Origin of the sequence: Saccharopolyspora antibiotica, from assembly GCF_047200635.1 — a bacterium.
Classification (GTDB): domain Bacteria; phylum Actinomycetota; class Actinomycetes; order Mycobacteriales; family Pseudonocardiaceae; genus Saccharopolyspora_C.
Map to the genome: position 1 here is coordinate 117,529 of NZ_JBJZOI010000010.1, position 18,685 is coordinate 136,213.

14 protein-coding genes are annotated in these 18,685 nt (G+C 74.8%); 7 read left to right on the top strand and 7 right to left on the bottom strand.

Annotated elements, in window-relative coordinates; all coding sequences use genetic code 11:
- Positions 1–25 precede the first annotated feature (25 nt).
- The 3 genes from ACL03H_RS10530 to ACL03H_RS10540 all read left to right on the top strand — a co-directional run bounded on the left by ACL03H_RS10530 (position 26) and on the right by ACL03H_RS10540 (position 2,295).
- Complete coding sequence (locus tag ACL03H_RS10530; protein WP_412810965.1) at positions 26–994, top strand: DUF3558 domain-containing protein; 969 nt, start codon at positions 26–28, stop codon at positions 992–994.
- Between the two features lie 29 nt (positions 995–1,023).
- Positions 1,024–1,341, top strand: a complete 318-nt coding sequence (locus tag ACL03H_RS10535; protein WP_412810966.1) for a hypothetical protein — start codon at positions 1,024–1,026, stop codon at positions 1,339–1,341.
- 204 nt (positions 1,342–1,545) lie between these two features.
- On the top strand, positions 1,546–2,295 hold the full coding sequence (locus ACL03H_RS10540) for an alpha/beta hydrolase (RefSeq protein WP_412810967.1): 750 nt from the start codon (positions 1,546–1,548) through the stop codon (positions 2,293–2,295).
- A gap of 35 nt (positions 2,296–2,330) precedes the next feature.
- On the opposite strand, the gene ACL03H_RS10545 is transcribed toward ACL03H_RS10540, so the two are convergent.
- From ACL03H_RS10545 to ACL03H_RS10570, 6 genes are all read right to left on the bottom strand, one after another.
- Positions 2,331–3,509, bottom strand: coding sequence for a class I SAM-dependent methyltransferase (locus tag ACL03H_RS10545; RefSeq protein WP_412810968.1), 1,179 nt, complete (start codon positions 3,507–3,509; stop codon positions 2,331–2,333).
- A gap of 110 nt (positions 3,510–3,619) precedes the next feature.
- Positions 3,620–4,402, bottom strand: coding sequence for an enoyl-CoA hydratase/isomerase family protein (locus ACL03H_RS10550; RefSeq protein ID WP_412810969.1), 783 nt, complete (start codon positions 4,400–4,402; stop codon positions 3,620–3,622).
- Between the two features lie 207 nt (positions 4,403–4,609).
- Positions 4,610–5,374, bottom strand: coding sequence for an ABC transporter ATP-binding protein (locus tag ACL03H_RS10555; protein ID WP_412811042.1), 765 nt, complete (start codon positions 5,372–5,374; stop codon positions 4,610–4,612).
- A gap of 349 nt (positions 5,375–5,723) precedes the next feature.
- On the bottom strand, positions 5,724–6,227 hold the full coding sequence (locus ACL03H_RS10560) for a rhodanese-like domain-containing protein (protein ID WP_412810970.1): 504 nt from the start codon (positions 6,225–6,227) through the stop codon (positions 5,724–5,726).
- A complete protein-coding gene (locus tag ACL03H_RS10565) occupies positions 6,224–6,814 on the bottom strand; it encodes a cysteine dioxygenase (protein WP_412810971.1) in 591 nt (196 codons plus the stop codon). Before ACL03H_RS10565 ends, ACL03H_RS10560 begins: the two co-directional genes overlap by 4 nt.
- A 284-nt stretch (positions 6,815–7,098) precedes the next feature.
- Positions 7,099–8,370, bottom strand: a complete 1,272-nt coding sequence (locus tag ACL03H_RS10570) for a neutral zinc metallopeptidase (protein WP_412810972.1) — start codon at positions 8,368–8,370, stop codon at positions 7,099–7,101.
- Between the two features lie 94 nt (positions 8,371–8,464).
- Here ACL03H_RS10570 and glgP point away from each other — a divergent pair, with 94 nt between their 5' ends.
- A complete protein-coding gene (gene glgP / locus ACL03H_RS10575; RefSeq protein ID WP_412810973.1) occupies positions 8,465–11,014 on the top strand; it encodes an alpha-glucan family phosphorylase in 2,550 nt (849 codons plus the stop codon).
- 19 nt (positions 11,015–11,033) lie between these two features.
- Here glgP and ACL03H_RS10580 read toward each other — a convergent pair whose 3' ends face one another.
- Entirely contained in the window at positions 11,034–12,191 is a 1,158-nt protein-coding gene (locus ACL03H_RS10580) for a hypothetical protein (protein WP_412810974.1), read from the bottom strand.
- 227 nt (positions 12,192–12,418) lie between these two features.
- Here ACL03H_RS10580 and ACL03H_RS10585 point away from each other — a divergent pair, with 227 nt between their 5' ends.
- From ACL03H_RS10585 to hrpA, 3 genes are all read left to right on the top strand, one after another.
- On the top strand, positions 12,419–13,879 hold the full coding sequence (locus ACL03H_RS10585) for a neutral zinc metallopeptidase (RefSeq protein ID WP_412810975.1): 1,461 nt from the start codon (positions 12,419–12,421) through the stop codon (positions 13,877–13,879).
- 43 nt (positions 13,880–13,922) lie between these two features.
- Entirely contained in the window at positions 13,923–14,657 is a 735-nt protein-coding gene (locus ACL03H_RS10590; protein ID WP_412810976.1) for a tyrosine-protein phosphatase, read from the top strand.
- A 72-nt stretch (positions 14,658–14,729) separates the two neighbouring features.
- On the top strand, positions 14,730–18,683 hold the full coding sequence (gene hrpA / locus ACL03H_RS10595; RefSeq protein ID WP_412810977.1) for an ATP-dependent RNA helicase HrpA: 3,954 nt from the start codon (positions 14,730–14,732) through the stop codon (positions 18,681–18,683).
- The last annotated feature ends 2 nt before the right edge of the window (positions 18,684–18,685 follow it).

An 18,685-nucleotide genomic window follows, 5' to 3' on the forward strand; every position in this document is an offset into this window, starting at 1 on the left:
TGCCGGGGGCATCTAGGGTGGGGCGATGCCGCCGCGCTTCCGCTTCCCGGGTCTCCTGGTGCTGCTGTCGTCGCTGCTGGCCGCCGGTTGCACCGGGCTCGCGCAGCCGAGGCCGGAACCGCCGCGGCCCGGCCCGGCCACCGCGGCGGAGGCGCTCGGCGATCCGCGCACCGCGGACCCCTGCTCGCTGATCGACCCGGCGGCGCTGTCCGGGTTCGGCGAGGTGCGCGACGCGGGCACCGTGTCGCTGGACTACTGCCTGCTGCGGGTGCACCGCCCGGACGGATCGCTGGCGCAGCTCAAGGTCGGGGAACTCGCGCGGGAGACCGGGGACGAGGCCGATCCGGTGGTCGAGGCGGGGTCGCTGCGGATCGCCCGGGAGGCGCCGCTGCCGGGCCACTGCACCCGCCGGGTCCTGTTCGGCGACGACACCGCGGCGCTGGTCAGCGCCGACCAGCTCACCGGCGGACCGGGCTCGGAGCTGTGCGGGATCGCGGAGGCCGGGGCGCGCGGCGCCGTGGCCGCGATCGATTCCGGGCGGGTGCGCCACCGCGACTACCCGCCGAACTCGCTGGCGCTGCTCGACCCCTGCCGGACGTTGCCCACCGAGGTGGTGCGCGAGGTTCCCGGACTGGAGCGGGCCGAACCCGTTGCCTCCCCGGCCGGTCACCAGTGCCAGTGGGGGCCGGACGACGCCACCGCGCCCCGGGTGCGGTTGGTGCACGCGGCCGGTGATCCGCCCGCGGTGCTGCACGGTTCGGCGGTGCGGGAGGAGATCGCGGGCCGGAGCACCGTGACGAGCGTCGTCGGCGGCGATCCTCGGATCCCGCTGTGCTCGGCGGAGACCGGGCACCTGCCGTTCGGCGAGCCGGGCAGCGGGCAGGTCGAGGTGGCGATGCTGGTGGTGGCCTACCCGGACGGCGACGGCCTGGAGGCCTGCGAGTTCGCCCGCGGTCTCGCCGAGCGGGCCTGGCCGGGGTTGCCGAAGCCCTAGCGCTGGTGGCGGCCCGTTACGGTGGTGGTGTGCCGCGCCGCAACCGCCAGCAACGCCCGACCGGCAGCTCCGCGCCGGGGCGCGAGTTCCGCTCTCCGGGGCCCGCGTACGGCTGGTCGCGGGTGGAGGAGGGGCCGGACGGCGAGTGGCTGGTGCGCACCGTGCCCGCCGCGCAGGCCGGGAAGACCTACCGCTGCCCCGGCTGCGATCACGAGGTGCGGCCCGGGGTGGCGCACGTGGTGGCGTGGCCCGCCGACGAGCAGGGCGATGTCGCCGACCGGCGGCACTGGCACAGCGGCTGCTGGAAGGCGCGGGCCCGCAGGGGCCCCACCCGCCGCTGGTCCTGACCGGCTCCGCCCGCGCGGACCGGTTCGTGGAAGCCGCTGCTCGGCGCGCCTCGGGATCGGTTCCCGGTGCGGGGCGGCCGTCGTGCTCGGGTCCGCGCCGCGGTCGGCGGGACGGGGACGAGAACCGCCGGTGCTGGACCCCGGGCGCGGGCGACGGGGATCTCACAGCGGTGCGAGCGCGGCGGCGTGGCAGGATCGGGGGTGATGAGCACCGAGATCCGCGCCAACACCGCGCTGCCCGCGAAGCGGGAGCAGATCACCTTGCACACCGCCGACGAGCTGCGGCTGATCGGTGAGCTGGCGCTGCCGGAGAGCGGTGCTCCGCGGGCGACGCTGGTCTGCCTGCACCCGCTGCCGACGCACGGCGGCATGATGGACTCGCACCTCTACCGCAAGGCCGCGTTCCGGCTGCCCGCGCTCGCGGACCTCGCGGTGCTGCGGTTCAACACCCGGGGCACCGTCAGCGAGGCGGGGCGCAGCGAGGGCGAGTTCGACGCGGGGAACGCGGAGCGGTTCGACGTGGCCGCGGCGCTGGAGTTCGCCGAGTTCCACGACCTGCCGAACGTGTGGCTCCTCGGCTGGTCCTTCGGCACCGACCTCACCCTGGTGCACGGGCTGGACCCGGTGGTGCGCGGGGCGATCCTGCTCTCGCCGCCGCTGCGCTGGAGCACCGAGGAGCACCTGCGCGCCTGGGGCGAGTCGGGCAAGCCGGTGCACGCGCTGGTGCCGGAGTTCGACGACTACCTCCGCCCGGAGGAGGCGCGCCGCCGGTTCGCGGCGATCCCGCAGGCCGAGGTCAGCGGTTTCGCGGACACCAAGCACCTCTGGGTGGGCAAGGCCGAAGCGGCGCTGGACGCCATCGTGGACATCGTGGCTCCCGAGGTGGCGACGCCCTTGCCGCGCACCTGGGACGGCCCCTGCGAAACCCGCCAGGTCACCATCGTCAACCAGTAGCGGGCCCGCCCCGGAACCGCGGCGGGCCGGGGCGGTCAGCCGCGTTCGGCCCGGCAGAGGTAGGCGCGCGGGGTGCTGCCGATGCGGGTGAGCACGAGGGTGGCCTCGGCGCTGCCGCGGGGCTTGAGCCTGCGGCGCAGCGCGTCGGGATCGACGTCCACCCCGCGCGCCATGATCTCCAGCCGCCCCACGTCGTGCGCGCGCAGCAGGGCCCGCAGCGCCTTCTCCGAGTGCTTGCCCTGGTCCAGCACGCGGAACGCGCGGATCCCGGCGGGCGGGGCGTCGCCGGTGAGGTAGGCGATGCGCGGGTCCAGCTGCCCGAGCCCGTGCCGCGCGGCGTAGTGGCGCACCAGGCCCGCCCGCACCACGGCGCCGTCCGGGTCGACCAGCCACTCCCCGGCCTCCCGCACCGGGCAGTCCTCCGGGTCGCGGTCGGTGAGCTGCTCCCCGCCGCCGTCGGCGCGCAGCACCGTGGCGCGCCTGCGCACCCCGGGCTCGGCGAGCCCGCCCAGCCACACCGCCGCCTCGCGGACCTGCCCGGCCAGCGACACGATCTCGACCTCGGCCCGCTCGGGCACGGCGTCGAAGTCGAGGCCCGGGGCGCACTTCACGACCAGGTCCCGCCCGGCGTAGACGTCGAGCAGCTCGTCCAGCGGGGGCACCAGGTCGGCGGGGTTCCAGCGGCGGCGGCCGCTGCCGTCGCGCCGGGCCGGGTCGGCGACGATCGCGGTCCCGGTGCTGGTGGGGCGCAGCGCGTCGGCGCGGGCGAACGCGGCGGGCAGGCCGTCCGCGGCGAGGTTGTGCCGCGCCATCGCGAGCCGGACCTCGTCGAGGTCGGAGCCCAGGCAGCGCTCGGCGACGCGGGCGATCTCCCGGAGGTCGGCCCCGATCGAGCAGGTGACGTCGTGCACGGTGCGCCCGGCGAGCCGCCGCGCGCGGTGCCGGGCGACGGCGGCCGCGGTCGCCTGCTGCAGGGCGTCCCCGGTGAACAGCCAGTCGGCGACATCGTCCAACTTGGACTCCGCCTTGCCGCGCAGCACCGCGGTCTCCAGCACGGCCGCGGCGAAGCGCGTGCCGGCGGCGGCGCGGGCGGCGGCGACGTCGGCGAGCCGCGAATCGGCGGTCAGGGCGCGCCCGGTGAGCGCGGCGACGGCCTCGGTTCCGGCGGGGGAGCGCAGGAACGCGACGTCGTCGAGGTCGAAGGCGTAGGCCACCCGGTCTCCCCACCAGCGCGCGCGTTCCGGACGCGCAGCACTCTAGCCCGGGTCAGCCCGCGCTCCGGCAGCGCGTCCGCCGGAGCGCGGGGTCCCGGGCGAGGATCGGCTCAGCGGCCGGTGAACTCGGCCTTGCCGGGCCCGTTGTCGATGAACGAGCGCATCCCGATCTTCTGGTCCTCGGTGGCGAACAGGCCGGTGAACAGGTTCGTCTCCAGCCGCAGGCCGTTGTCCAGGTCCACGTCCAGCCCGCCGTCGATGGCGGCCTTGGCGGCGGCGAGCGCGCGGGCCGGTCCGTTCGCGAACTGCTCGGCCCAGCGCTTCGCGGCGGCGTAGACGTCCTCGGCGGGCACGACCTCGTCCACCATGCCCAGCTCCAGCGCCTCGGCCGCCTTGACGAAGCGGCCGGTGTAGATGATGTCCTTGGCCTTGCTCGGGCCGATGAGCCGGGCGAGGCGCTGGGTGCCGCCCGCTCCCGGGATCACGCCGAGCAGCACCTCCGGCTGCCCGACCTTCGCGGCGTCGGAGACGATCCGGCGGTCGCAGGAGAGCGCGAGCTCGAAGCCGCCACCGAGCGCGTAGCCGGTGATCGCGGCGACGGTCGGCTTCGGGATGGCGGCGACCGCGCTCATCGCCGCCGTGAGCCCGTCCTGCTCCTTGACGGCCATGTCCGAGTAGGACTGGTCCGCCATCTCCTTGATGTCGGCGCCGGCGGCGAACACCTTCTCGCCGCCGTAGACGATCACGGCCCGCACCTCGGGGTGCTGGGCCGCCTCGGTGGCGGCGGCCTTCAGCTCCTGCTCGATCTGGCGGTTCAGGGCGTTCATCGGGGGCCGGTCCAGCCGGATCGTGCCGATGGCGCCTTCCACTTCGAGCCTGATGAACTCGCCCACGCCGCAACCTCCTCGTCGCCCTGCACGTCAGTGCCCGAAGGCTATCCCGGCGGCCCCCGGCCGTCAGTGTCCTCGATCTCACTCGCTCCGGCGGACGGGTGAACCGCGGGCGGGATCCCGGTGGTGGAACCCCGGCGGAGGTGCCGCGCGCCCGGCGGGTCTCCGCTCAGCGGCTTCGCGGTGGGATCCGGGTCCGGGTGCGGGAGCTCAGCGGCGCCGGGCGAAGTACCGGTCCCCGCTGCGCTGGAGTTCGAGGTCCTGGTCGAAGGTCTTGGAGAGGTTGTCCTCGGTCAGGACGTCCTCCAGCAGGCCCTGCGCCACGGCGGTGCCCTCGCGCAGCAGCAGGGCGTGGGTGAAGCCGGGCGGGATCTCCTCGACGTGGTGGGTGACCAGCACCGAGGCGGGGGCGTCGGGGTCCAGCGCCAGCGCGGACAGCCGCCCCACCAGGTCCTCGCGGCCACCCAGGTCCAGCCCGGCGGCGGGCTCGTCGAGCAGCAGCAGCTCGGGGTCCGTCATGAGCGCGCGGGAGATGAGGGTGCGCTTGCGCTCGCCCTCGGACAGCGTGCCGAAGGCTCGGTCGGCCAGGTGCGCGACGCCGAGCAGGTCCAGCAGTTCGGCGGCGCGGTCGGTGTCCATCTCGTCGTACTCCTCGCGCCACCGGCCGAGGACCGAGTACCCGGCGCTGACGACGACGTCGCGGACGAGCTCGTCCCCGGGGACCCGGGAGCCCAGGGCCGCCGAGGACAGGCCGATGCGCGGGCGCAGCTCGAACACGTTGACGCGGCCCAGGCGCTCGCCGAGCACGTCCACGGTGCCGTCCGACGGGTGCAGCTCGGCGCCCGCCAGCTTGAGCAGCGTGGTCTTGCCCGCGCCGTTCGGTCCCAGCACCACCCAGCGCTCGTCGAGCTCGACGGACCAGCTCACGCCGGACACCAGCGCGTTACCACCCCGCCGGACTCCGACGCCGTCCATCCGGATGACCAGGTCGTCCACGTCCACTCTCCCCGCCGTTCCCGGCCGCTCCGCGGTTCCGGCACCGTTCGGACCTCTCCGGCCGGTCGACCGGCCGGTCCACTCCGGCACTCATTGTTCCGGTCCCGCACCACGTGCTCGCGGCCGGGCCGGTTCCGCCGCGCGACGGCCCGCCGGGCGGGTGCCCGGCGGGCCGTGGCAGGCGCGGTCGGGGTGGCGGGCGAACTCGGCCCCCCGGGGCGCGCTCGGCGGTTCCGCCCGGCACCCCGCACCGGAGAGCGCCCCGCCCGCGTCGGCGCGGCCGGGCCGGCGAGACGCCCGCCGGGCGATCCCGGGGCGCTTTCGGGGATCAGCCGACCGGGGCCCGGCCGCCCTCGATGACGGGCAGCCCGGCGGCGGCCCAGGCGCGGAACCCGCCGATCAGGTCGGTGGCCCGGCCCAGCCCGAGCTCCCGGGCCTGCGCGGCGGCGAGGCTGGACGAGTAGCCCTCGTTGCAGAACAGCACGACCGGCTGGTCGACCCGCAGGCCGTCGAGGCGGTGCGGGCTGGACGGGTCCAGCCGCCACTCCAGGACGATCCGCTCCACCACCAGCGAGCCGGGGATCTCGCCCTCGGCGAGCCGGTTCGACTGCGGCCGCAGGTCGATGAGCAGCGCGCCGTCCCGCTGCAACCGGGCGGCCTGCTGGGAGTCCACCCGCTCCAGCCCGTCCCGGGCATCGGTGAGCAGGTGCTCGATGCCGTAGGGGCCGGTGTGCGGGGCCTCCTCGGGCTGGGGTCGCTGCGCTGGCACGGCCACCTCGCTGATCGGTCGGGCGCTCGTCGGTCCGGAGCCGGTACCGGGATCGTGGCTCATCGGTTCCGCTCCCGCAGCGGGCCCGCGGGCCGCGGGGCGACGGGCGGGACGTCGGCCAGGTCCGCGTAGTGGCGGACCGGCAGCAGCGGCGGCGAGTAGGCGTGCACGCTGGCGGAGTTCGCGGTGCCGGTGTTGCGGACCTGGTGGGCGCGACCAGCGCCGAAGCCGATCGAGGCGCCCGCTTCGTGCCGCGCGCCGCGGATCGGGCCCGCCGGGTAGCGGTAGTCCTCGCGCAGCTCGCCGAACAGCACGGCGAACGAGCCGGAGGCGCCGCCGTGGTCGTGCGGTTCGGTCCCCTGACCGGGGGCCCAGGACAGCAGCCAGAGCTCGACGCCCGCGGTGAGGCCGAGGCGGGCCCACCAGCGCTGCCCCTCGTGGACCTCGACGACGTCGAGCAGCGCGCCGGTGAACTCGGTGATGGCCAGCGTGGTGAGGTCGCGCAGTTCGCGCGGCGCCCACAGGTCGTGCTCGGGCCGGAGCGCCTCGCGCAGCGGTGGCAGGTCCAGGGCGGGGTGCAGTTCGAGGGCGCCGGGCTCCGGGATCTCATCCGCGGGGGTGTACTGCGAGACGTGCGTGGGTGCGGACATGCGTTCTTCCGTTCCTCGATCGAGTGGGCGAGTTGGGAACGGGTCGTCCGGCGCGCTGGCCGGCGCCGCGCGGTGCGCGGGCGGGTGGGGCGGAATCGGGCCGCCGCGCCGTCGACCCGGTCGGGCCACGGGGGTCGGGTCAGCGACAGGCCGACGTGGCGACCAGGTAGAGGTCGACGACGCGATCGCGGGTCAGCGTGAATTCCGGCACAGCCCGGATCCTGGCACGCCCGGGGGTGCCGAGGCCAGGCCTCCCGCGATGTGGAAGAGCGCCGCCCGGTGGCTCAGCCGCAGGCGTCGGGACCGCGCAGCAGCCCGGTGCGGAACGCGGCGACCCGCTGCGCGCCGGTGATCACCACCGCGCCCCGGGCGTCGCGGCCGGCGGCGTCCTCGGTGAGCAGCGCCTCCACGGCTTCGTCCAGGTCGCCCGCGGAGAGCCGGGGTTCGCCGGCGGTGTAGGCGCCGGTGAGACAGCTGATCGCGTTCCCGGCGGCGGGCCCGGTGTTCGGCCGTCCGAGCGCGGTGCGCGCGGCGAGCGCGTAGCGCGACGCCAGCAGCGTCGCGGTCGCCTGGTCGCCGATGTCGTGGTGCACCGCGCCGAGCCGCTCCGGGTCGAACGCCGTGGCGCCGTCGCACAGCCCGACCGGCGCGGCGGCGCAACCGCCGGGGCGCGGTGCGGGCGTGGACCAGCTCCGCCCGCCCGCGGTGACCAGCCCGCCGAAGAACTCGGCCGCGCGCCGCCCGGTGGCCTCGACGGTCCCGGGGAAGGTCTCGGTGGCGTCCTCCCCCGTCTCGGTGGTGGGCGCTCGAACGGGGGAGACCGCGGCGCAGTCCGCCGGACCGTCCTGGAAGCCCTGCTGGAAGGCGGTGATCCGGGCGAAGGAGGTGCCGTGCGCGTCGGCGGCGGCCGGTTCGGTGCCGATCGGGTCGCGGAACACGATCAGCGCGTGCAGCGCCCGGTCCAGCTCCCCGGGCCCGACCCGCAGGTGCGCGGTGCGGCCGTCGGCGGCGGTGCGCAGGAACGCGCCCGCGTAGCAGTCCGCGCCCGCCTCGATCGCCGCCGCGTCCGCGCCGCCGCCGACGGCCATCCCGAGTCGCTGCTGCACGGCGTGCCCGAACTCGTGGGCGAGGACCACGGCGACCGCCGCGTCCCCGTAGTGCTCCCGCAGCACCGGCAGCAGCGCCGCGCGGTCCCAGGCGATCGCGTCCACCGAGGCGCAGTAGTAGGCGTTGCCCTCCAGGTTCGCCACGTCGCCGGAGCACGGCGGTGGCCGGTCGCCGCCGCGGGCGGTGTCCACCGAGAAGAACCCGCCGTCCAGGTCGCGCCAGGGGTGCCCGGACAGGGGCGGGAAGGTCGCCGCCCAGTAGTCCTGGACGTCGCCGATGACGGCGGCCGCGAGCCGGTCGGTGGCACCGCCGTCGGTGCCGTGCACGAATCCCGGGTCCGCCCCGACCGGTTCGGGGGCGGGCGTCTCCGGCCCGGTGGGAGCGCAGCCCGCGAGGACGGTGAGGGCGAGCAGGGCCGCGAGCAGGGGGCCGATCCGCCGGGTGCGCACCCCGCCAGCTTCGCATCCCGGGCGATCGCCCCGGCGCGGCCTCGCCGTCCTGCCGCCGAGTCCGCGCCCCGGCCGGGCGATAAGGTCAGCCGCCGTGAGAGCCGTCCACCGATTCACCGTCCGGGCACACCTGCCGGAGCAGCTGGCCGCCCTGGGGACGTTGGCGACGAACCTGCGCTGGACCTGGCATCCGCCGACCCAGGACCTGTTCGCCGCGGTGGACCCGCGGGTGTGGTCGCGGGTGGGCGGCGATCCGCTGCGGTTGCTGGAGGAGGTCCCGGCGCAGCGGTTGCGCGCGCTCGCGCAGGACGAGGACTTCCTGGCCCGCACCCGCGCCGTGGACGACGACCTGCGGCACTACCTGACGGTCCCGCGCTGGTACCAGCAGCGGCAGGCCGAGGGTGCCGAGCTGCCGTCCTCCGTGGCGTACTTCTCGATGGAGTTCGGCGTGAGCGAGGCGCTGCCGAACTACTCCGGGGGGCTCGGCGTGCTGGCCGGGGACCACCTGAAGTCGGGCTCGGACCTGGGCGTCCCGCTGCTCGGGGTGGGGCTGTTCTACCGCTCCGGTTACTTCCGGCAGGCGTTGTCGGCGGAGGGCTGGCAGCAGGAGCACTACCCGGTGCAGGACCCGAAGGGGCTGCCGCTGGAAGTGCTCACCGAACCGTCCGGGGAGCCGATCCTGGTGCGGGTGGCGATGCCGGGCGACCGGGTGCTGCGCGCGCGGATCTGGAAGGCGCAGGTGGGCCGGGTTCCGCTGCTGCTGCTCGACACCGACCTGCCGGACAACGACGACGACCTGCGCGGCACCACCGACCGGCTCTACGGCGGCGATTCCGACCACCGGATCCGGCAGGAGATCCTCGCCGGGATCGGCGGGGTGCGGGCGGTGCGCGCCTACTGCGAGCTCACCGGGCACCCGGAGCCGGAGGTGTTCCACACCAACGAGGGCCACGCCGGGTTCCTCGGCCTGGAGCGGGTCCGCGAGCTGCAGGGCGGTCCCGGGCTCGACTTCGACGAGGCCGTGGCGGCGGTGCGCGCGGGCACCGTGTTCACCACCCACACCCCGGTTCCGGCGGGCATCGACCGGTTCCCGGTGGACCTGGTGCGGCACTACTTCGGGGACGGCTCCTCGCGGGCGCTGCTGCCGGGCGTGCCGACCGAGCGGGTGCTGGCGCTGGGCGGCGAGGACAAGCCCGGCATGTTCAACATGGCGCACATGGGCCTGCGGCTCGCGCAGCGGGCGAACGGCGTCTCGGCGCTGCACGGCGGGGTGCTGCGCACCATGTTCCGCGGGCTGTGGCCCGGGTTCGGCGTCGAGGAGGTGCCGATCGGCTCGGTGACCAACGGGGTGCACGGGCCGACCTGGTCGGCGCGCGAGCTCGGCAAGCTGCTCGGGGAGTCCGAGATGGACAGCGGTGCCGGGTTGCGCGGCATGGAACCGGTGAGCGATCCGCTGCTGTGGGAGTTGCGCAGCTCGCTGCGGCAGCGGCTCGTGCACGAGGTGCGGCGCAGGCTGCGGCAGGCGTGGTTGCAGCGCGGCGCTTCCGACCTGGAACTCGGCTGGTGCGATTCGGTGTTCGACCCGGACGTGCTCACCATCGGTTTCGCCCGCCGGGTCCCGACCTACAAGCGGCTCACGCTGATGCTGCGGGACACCGGGCGGTTGCGGCGGCTGCTGCTGGACCCGGAGCGTCCGGTGCAGCTGGTGGTGGCGGGCAAGTCGCACCCGGCCGACGAGGGCGGCAAGGCGATGATCCAGCAGATCGCGCGGTTCGCCGACGATCCCGAGGTGCGCCACCGCATCGTCTTCCTGCCGGACTACGACATGTCCCTGGCGCGCTACCTCGTCTCGGGTTGCGACGTGTGGCTGAACACCCCGGTGCGGCCGCTGGAGGCGTGCGGGACGTCGGGGATGAAGGCGGCGCTGAACGGGGCGCTGAACCTGTCGGTGCGGGACGGCTGGTGGGACGAGCTGTTCGACGGCGAGAACGGCTGGGCGATCCCGAACGCGGACGGGGTCACCGACCAGAACCGGCGCGACGACCTGGAGGCCGCTGCGCTCTACGAGCTGATCGCGACCGACGTGGCGCCCGCGTTCTACGAGCGCAGCGCGGACGGGGTCCCGCGCAAGTGGATGTCGATGGTGCGGCACGTGCTGGCGACCCTGGGCCCCCGGGTGCAGGCCTCCCGGATGGTCCGGGAGTACGTGGACCGCTACTACGGCCCGGCGGCGCGCTCGGTGCGGGCGATGACCGGCCAGCAGCACCGGGGCGCGAAGGAGCTCGCGGAGTTCGGCGCGCGGATCGCGGACGCCTGGTCCCGGGTGCGGATCGGGGCGACCCGGATGACCGTGGCGGACGGGGCGACTCCGCTGCTGGGCGGGCGGATCACGGTGCGGGCGCAGGTGGATCTCGCCGGGCTGGATCCGTCCGATGTGGACGTCGAGGTGGTGGTGGGCCGGGTGGACGACGACGACCGGCTGCACGAGTTCATCACCGAGTCGATGAGCCCGGCCGCCGACGGCGGCTACGAGGCCGTCCTCACCCTCCCGCACGCGGGCCCGGCCGGGTACACGGTCCGGGTGCTGCCCAAGCACCCGCTGATGTCCGGGCCGGCCGAGCTGGGCCGGATCGCGCTGGCCTGACCTGGTCCCCGGCGCCGGTTCAGGCGACGGTGAGGCGGTCCCGGACCTCGCGGACCCGGGGCCACCAGGAGGCGTGGTGCTCGGCCCGCGCCAGGGCCTCGCGGGCGGCGGCGTTGTCGCGGCGGGCCATGTGCGCGCGGGCCAGGGTGGCGAGGTCGTCGGCCTTCGACAGCGGCGAGGTGGTGTGGTCGGCGCCGATCGCCGCCAGCCGCGCCGCCTCCTCCGCGTCGCCCTCCAGCAGCGCGAGCACCCCCTTGGTCCCGCTGAGCTGGTAGGCGGGGTAGCCGAGGGCGATCGCGTCGGCCAGCGCCTTCTTCGCCACCGGGACGACCTCGTCGGCGGGCAGCTGGCCCGCCTCCACCGCGCAGAACCCGAGCCCGGCCAGTCCCGCCAGGGTGTAGGACATGTCCCTGGCCTCCAGGTCGGCGGCGGCGATGTGGCCCACCAGCACCAGCACGGCCTCCGCGTACTCCCCGGTGGCCTCCAGCATCGCGACCCGGCAGTGCACCGTGGCGTTGAGCTCCGGGCAGGTGCCCCCGAGCCGATCCACGATCTCCCGGGCGCGCGTCAGGTCCCCGGCGCGCAGCGCTTCGTGCGCCCGCGCGGCCAGCGGGGCGGCGCGGAACTCCGCGCGCTTCTCCTCCGGCAACCGGGGGAGGCCGAACAGCAGCCAGCCCGTCGAGGTGCTCAGCGGCGCGCGCTTCGGCCACAGCTTGTGGAGCATCAGCGGGGTCGCGGCCAGCAGCACGCCGCGCCCGAACGGCCCCTCGGCCAGCAGCCAGCACGCGGCCACCGCCCCGATCCCGGAGAGCGCCGAGACCAGCCCGGCCAGCCAGCAGCGCAGGATCACCGGGCTGCGCCACGGGCCGATCTCGGAGGCCAGCTCCAGCGGCAGCGCCCGCAGCGTCACCTCGGTGCGCCCGACCCGCCAGGTGGCGACACCGCGCAGCGAGCCGATCACCACGTGCCGGATCCGCAACCCGAACAGCGCCGCCCCGGTCAGCAGGCCCAGCTGCGTGATCATCGGCAGCAGCACCACCCCGGCCAGCGCCCCCAGCACGGCCGGCCCGAACCCGCCGACGCCGTCCCCGGCGACCCCCTCGACGATCCCCGCGGCGACCAGCCCGGCGATCCCGATCAGGAGCCACGGCCGCAGCCACCGACGCATCTTCCCCATGAGCGGGCAACTTACGGGACCGCGACCGGCGGCCGGGGCGCTTCGCGCGATCTCGCGACCGCGCGCCGGAGCGTCCCTCGACCGGCGACGAGCAGGTGAGCGGGGGCGGCAGTGAGGCCGGGAACCCGCCGCGCGCCACCCGATAGGCTGATCACCTGCGGCCGGTGGGCGAGTTCGGGGGCGGCCCACCGCCCCGATCGGCGACCTTCGGAACAGGACGGGATCTCTTGGCACCGGTTTCAGGCGTTCGGCGCGGCCTCGGCGCGGTCCTCGCGCTGCTCACGTGCACCGCTGTGCTCGGCGGCTGCTCCCGCGTCATCAGCGGCACCCCCACCACGGCGGGCGGACCCGCCACCCACGACGTCGCCGGGCTGCCCGCGAGCAACGGCCCCACCGGGCCGATCGCCGGGGCGCCCGACGCGGACCTCCCGGTGGAGGGCACCGACGGCGGCGAGGTCGACGCGCTCGCCCGCAACGCGATCGCCGACGTGCAGGCGTACTGGCGGGAGGTGTTCCCGGACGCCTTCGACGGCGCGGAGTTCGAACCGGTGCCCCGGCTGGTCTCCTACGACTCGACCGCACTCGGCGGGACGCTCTGCGAACAGCGCACCCAGGGCCTGTCCAACGCCTTCTACTGCGGCGGGGAGAACCTGATCGCCTGGGATCGCGCCGACCTGCTGCCCAGGCTGAACAACAGCTTCGGTCCGATCGCCTCGGTCACCGTGCTCGCGCACGAGATGGGCCACGCCGTGCAGCACCGCGCGGGCACCACCGGGCGCGATGCCCCGACGCTGGTGCTGGAGCAGCAGGCGGACTGCTTCACCGGCTCCTTCTTCCGGCACGCCGCCGAGGGCGGCGCCGAGCACTTCCAGGTCTCCACCGGGGACGGCCTGAACAAGGTGATGGGCGTGCTCAACTACATCCGCGACACCCCGGGCGACACCGACTTCACCGGTGCCGACGCCCACGGCAGCGCCTTCGACCGGGTCACCGCGTTCCAGTACGGCTTCAGCGAGGGTCCGCAGCGCTGCGCGCGGATGGACGCCGAGGACGTCAAGCGCCGCACCACCCAGTTCCAGTTCTGGAAGCAGGCGCAGGAGACGGACCTGCCGGTGGACGAGAAGAACCTCGCGGCCGTGCGCTCCAGCCTGGAGCAGGTCTTCGCCGACACCGGGGCGCTGCCGCCCGAGCTGACGACCGAGCCGCTGCCCTGCGACGGCGTTCGCGGCACCGAACCCGCGGCCTACTGCCCGGAGACGAACACGATCTCGCTGAGCCTGGACGACCTGCAGCGGATCGCGAACCCGCCCGCGAAGGAGGCCGCCGACTCCGGGTACGGCGACTTCGCGGCCTACGCCCAGGTCGCCTCCCGCTACGCGCTGTCCGTGCAGGAGGCGGCGGGGCTGCCGCTGACCGGGGAGAACGCGGGCCTGCGGACCGCCTGCCTGGTGGGGGCGTGGAGCGGGCTGCTCGTCGAGGACCCCATCGGGCAGCGCAACCCCGTCGGCGAGCTGCGGCTGGCGCCCGGCGACATCGACGAGGGCGTGGCCGCGCTGCTCGGCGACGACAGCCTCATCGCCGCCGACGTCAACGGCGACCAGGTGCCCGCGGGCTTCGCGCGGTTGGAGGCGTTCCGGATGGGCTTCCAGGACGGATTCGGGCCGTGCAGCACCGAGTACGGCGAGTGATGCCGGGCGCGCAACGGCGCGGGTTCCCGCGCGTCCTCCGGACATGCACGGAGAACGCGAACTCCACTGGGACGGGTTGATCAACGGCCGGGAGCTGGGCGGGCTGCCGGTGCGCGGTGGGCGGGTGCGCCGCGGCGCGGTGGTGCGGTCGGGGAACCCCGCGTTCCTGCGCGCCGCGGGCTGGGACGCGCTGCTCGCGCACGGGGTGCGCACGGTCGTGGACCTCACCGGCGGCACCGAGGACGGCGCGGACCGGGCGGCCCGGCCCGCCGAGCTCACCACGCTGCGGCTGCCGCTGGACGACCCCGCCGCCACCGCGTTCCGGGCGGAGTGGGGCGGGCCGCTCTCGTGCACCCCGCTGCACTACCCGGCCTTCGCGGCGCGCTTCCCGGGAGCGCTGGCCGAGGCGGTCCGGGCCGTGGCCTCCGCCGCGCCGGGCGGGGTGCTGGTGCACTGCGGCAGCGGCCGCGATCGCACCGGGCTGGTGGTGCTCGTGCTGCTGGGGCTGCTGGGCGCTTCCGCCGAGGTCATCGCCGCCGACCACGCGCTCAGCCACGAGCCGCTGCGACGGGTCGCGGCGGCCCGGGGGCGGGCCGACGACGCGCCGGAGATCCGGCGGCTGCTCGCCGAGCGGGGCACCAGCACCGTCGAGCTGGTCCGCGCGGTCCTCGGCCCCGGCGACCTGGCCGCGCGCCTGGAGCTGCCCGGCACCGACGTCGACGCCCTGCGCCGCCGGATGTGCGAGAGCACCGTCGACACCCCGTTCCTGCACGGGTAACGGCGACGTCGGGGGCGTCACGGGCTCACCGGCGGAAAACTCGTGGCGGCGCCCTCTATCCTGGAACGAAGTATGGGTACGTCACCTGTGAGCTCCACGCTGGCCGAGCTGCGCGGCCGCCTGACCGAGCTGATGTTCAACGACCAGCGCAGGCTCCGCCGCCGCATCGAAGGCGCCCGCAAGATCAAGGACGCCGCCGCGCTGGAGTCCGCCACCGGAGAGATCGCCGCCGACGTGGCCGCCGCCGAGCAGCGGGTCGAGCGCCGCCGCGCCGCGGTCCCGCGCATCGGCTATCCCGAGCAGCTGCCGGTCAGCGCCCGCCGCGAGGACCTGCTCGCCGCCATCCGGGACAACCAGGTGGTGATCGTCGCGGGCGAGACCGGCTCCGGCAAGACCACCCAGATCCCCAAGATGTGCCTGGAGCTCGGGCGGGGCGTGCAGGGCGTCATCGGGCACACCCAGCCGCGCCGCATCGCCGCGCGCACCGTCGCCGAGCGGGTCGCCGAGGAGCTCGGCACCGAGCTCGGCGAGGCCGTCGGCTACCAGGTCCGGTTCACCGAGCGGGCGGGCGAGTCCACGCTGGTGAAGCTGATGACCGACGGCATCCTGCTGGCCGAGATCCAGCGGGACCGGCTGCTGCGCCGCTACGACACGCTCATCATCGACGAGGCGCACGAGCGCAGCCTCAACATCGACTTCATCCTGGGCTACCTCAGGCAGCTGCTGCCGCGCCGTCCCGACCTCAAGGTCATCATCACCTCGGCGACGATCGACCCGGAGCGGTTCTCGCGGCACTTCGGCGACGCGCCGATCGTGGAGGTCTCCGGCCGCACCTACCCGGTCGAGGTGCGCTACCGGCCGCTGGTGGAGGAGTCCGCGGACCCCGACGAGCCCGTCGTCGAGCGCGACCAGGTGCAGGCCATCTGCGACGCCGTCGACGAGCTCGGCGCCGAGAGCGGCGGGGACGTGCTGGTGTTCCTCAGCGGGGAGCGGGAGATCCGCGACACCGCCGACGCCCTCGAACAGCTCAAGCTGCGCAACACCGAGGTGCTGCCGCTGTACGCGCGGCTCTCGGCCGCCGAGCAGCACCGCGCGTTCCAGCCGCACACCGGCAGGCGCATCGTGCTGGCCACCAACGTCGCCGAGACCTCGCTGACGGTGCCCGGCATCAAGTACGTCATCGACCCCGGCACGGCGCGCATCTCCCGCTACAGCTTCCGCACCAAGGTGCAGCGGCTGCCGATCGAACCCGTCTCGCAGGCCTCGGCGAACCAGCGCAAGGGCCGCTGCGGCCGCGTGTCGGAGGGCATCTGCGTCCGGCTGTACTCCGAGCAGGACTTCGAATCCCGCCCGGAGTTCACCGATCCGGAGATCCTGCGCACCAACCTCGCCTCGGTGATCCTCCAGATGACCTCGCTGGGGCTGGGCGACGTGGCGGAGTTCCCGTTCCTGGAGCCGCCGGACCGCCGCCAGATCACCGACGGCGTGAACCTGCTGCACGAGCTCGGCGCGCTGGAGGCGGCGGGCGCGGACGAGCGGCGTCGGCTCACCCCGATCGGGCGCACCCTCGCGCAGCTGCCGATCGATCCGAGGCTGGCGCGGATGGTGCTGGCCGCCGAGAGCAACGGCTGCCTGCACGAGACCCTCGTCATCGCCTCGGCGCTGTCCATCCAGGACCCGAGGGAACGCCCGGCCGAGCACCAGCAGGCGGCGGCCGAGAAGCACGGCCGGTTCACGGACGAGAGCTCCGACTTCCTGGCCTTCCTGAACCTGTGGAACCACCTGCGCGAGCAGCAGCGCGAGCTCTCCTCGAACCAGTTCCGCAAGCGGTGCAAGGCGGAATTCCTCAACCACCTGCGGGTGCGGGAGTGGCAGGACCTCTACGCCCAGCTGCGGCAGCTGGTGAAGTCGCTGGACATGTCGCTCAACGACAACCCGGCCGCGCCCGAGCTGGTGCACCGCTCGTTGCTGGCGGGGCTGCTCTCGCACGTCGGGCTCAAGGACGTGGAGAAGAAGTCCGAGCGCTCCGGGCCCCGCCAGCGCGGCGCCGGCGAGTACCTGGGCGCGCGCGGCGCCAAGTTCGCGATCTTCCCCGGCTCGGCGCTGTTCAAGAAGCAGCCCCGGTTCGTGGTCGCGGCCGAACTGGTGGAGACCTCCCGGCTGTGGGCCCGGGTGAACGCCCGCGTCGAACCGGAGTGGGTCGAGCAGCTGGCCGGGCACCTGGTCAAGCGCGCCTACAGCGAGCCGCACTGGGAGAAGAACCGCGCCGCCGTGGTGGCGAAGGAGAAGGTCACGCTCTACGGCGTGCCGCTGGTCGCCGAGCGCAAGGTGAACTACGGCAGGGTGGACCCGGAGCTGTGCCGGGAGCTGTTCATCCGGCACGCCCTGGTCGAGGGCGACTGGGACACCCACCACCGCTTCTTCCACGACAACCGCGCGCTGCTGGCCGAGGTGGAGGACCTGGAGGAGCGCGCCCGCCGCCGCGACATCCTGGTCGACGACGAGACGCTGTTCGAGTTCTACGACCAGCGACTCGGCGCCGAGGTCGTCTCCGGCAGGCACTTCGACACCTGGTGGAAGCGGACCCGCCGCGAGCAGCCGGACCTGCTGCACTTCGAGAAGTCCATGCTCATCAACCGGGAGTCGGCCCGGGTCACCGACCACGACTACCCGGACGCCTGGCAGCAGGGCGGGCACCGGCTGGAGCTGACCTACCAGTTCGAGCCGGGCTCGGACGCCGACGGCGTCACCGCGCACCTGCCGCTGGCTGTGCTCAACCAGCTGGAGCCCACCGGCTTCGACTGGCAGATCCCGGGCCTGCGCGAGGAACTCGTCATCGCGATGATCAAATCGCTGCCGAAGACCCTGCGCCGCAACTTCGTCCCGGTGCCCGATCACGCGAAGGCCGCGCTGTCCCGGATGCCCGCGCTGGAGGGGGAGCTGGCGGACGCGCTGGCCGAGGTGCTCAAGCGGATGACCGGCGTGACCGTGCCGCCCGGTTCGTTCGACCCGGACGCGCTGCCGGAGCACCTCAAGATGACCTTCCGCGTGATCGACGGGAAGGGCGCGAAGCTCGCCGAGTCCAAGGACCTCGACGCCCTCAAGCAGCGGCTCCGCCCGAAGCTGCGCGCGGAGATCTCCGCCGCCGCGGGCACGGTGGAGCGGGCCGGGCTCAGCTCGTGGAGCTTCGGGGAGCTGCCGCGCACCTTCGAGCGGGAGCGCGGCGGCAACGCGGTGAAGGCCTACCCGTCCCTGGTGGACGAGGGCGATTCGGTCGCGGTCCGGATGTTCGACACCGAGGCCGAGCAGCGCCGCGCGCTCTGGGACGGCACCCGCCGGCTGCTGCTGCTCAACCTGCCCTCGCCCGTGAAGTCCTTGCAGCGCGGCATGAACGCGCGGACGAGGGTGGTCCTCGGCACCGCGCCGCACGGCGACCTCGGGGCGCTGCTCGCGGACTGCCTGACCTGCGCGGTGGACAAGCTCGTCGCCGACGCGGGCGGGCCGGTGTGGAGCCAGGACGGGTTCGCCGCGCTGCAGGAGAAGGTGCGCGCCGGGCTCGGCCCGGTCACGGCCGACACCACCGCGAAGGTCGAGAAGGTGCTCACCGCCGCGCAGCAGGCCCGCACCGCGCTGGCGGACCGCAGGAGCGGGATGCCCGCGGACTCGCTGGCCGACGTCTCCGAGCAGCTCGACGGGCTGCTGCGCCCCGGTTTCGTGACCGAGGCGGGCTGGGAGCGGCTGCCGGACGTGGCGCGCTACCTGCGGGCGGTGGAGCAGCGGCTGGAGAAGGTGCAGCACCACCCGCAGCGGGACCGGCAGTGGCTGGCGGAGATCCGCGACGTGCGGGACCGCTACCAGGACCTGCTGGACGAGGTCCCCGAGGGCCGTGCGCCGAGCGCGGCGCTGCTGGAGGTCGGCTGGATGATCGAGGAGTTCCGCGTCTCGCTGTTCGCGCAGTCGCTGGGCACCCCGCGCCCCGTCTCGGCGAAGCGGATCCACCGCGCCCTGGACAAGGCCGCGCGCTGACC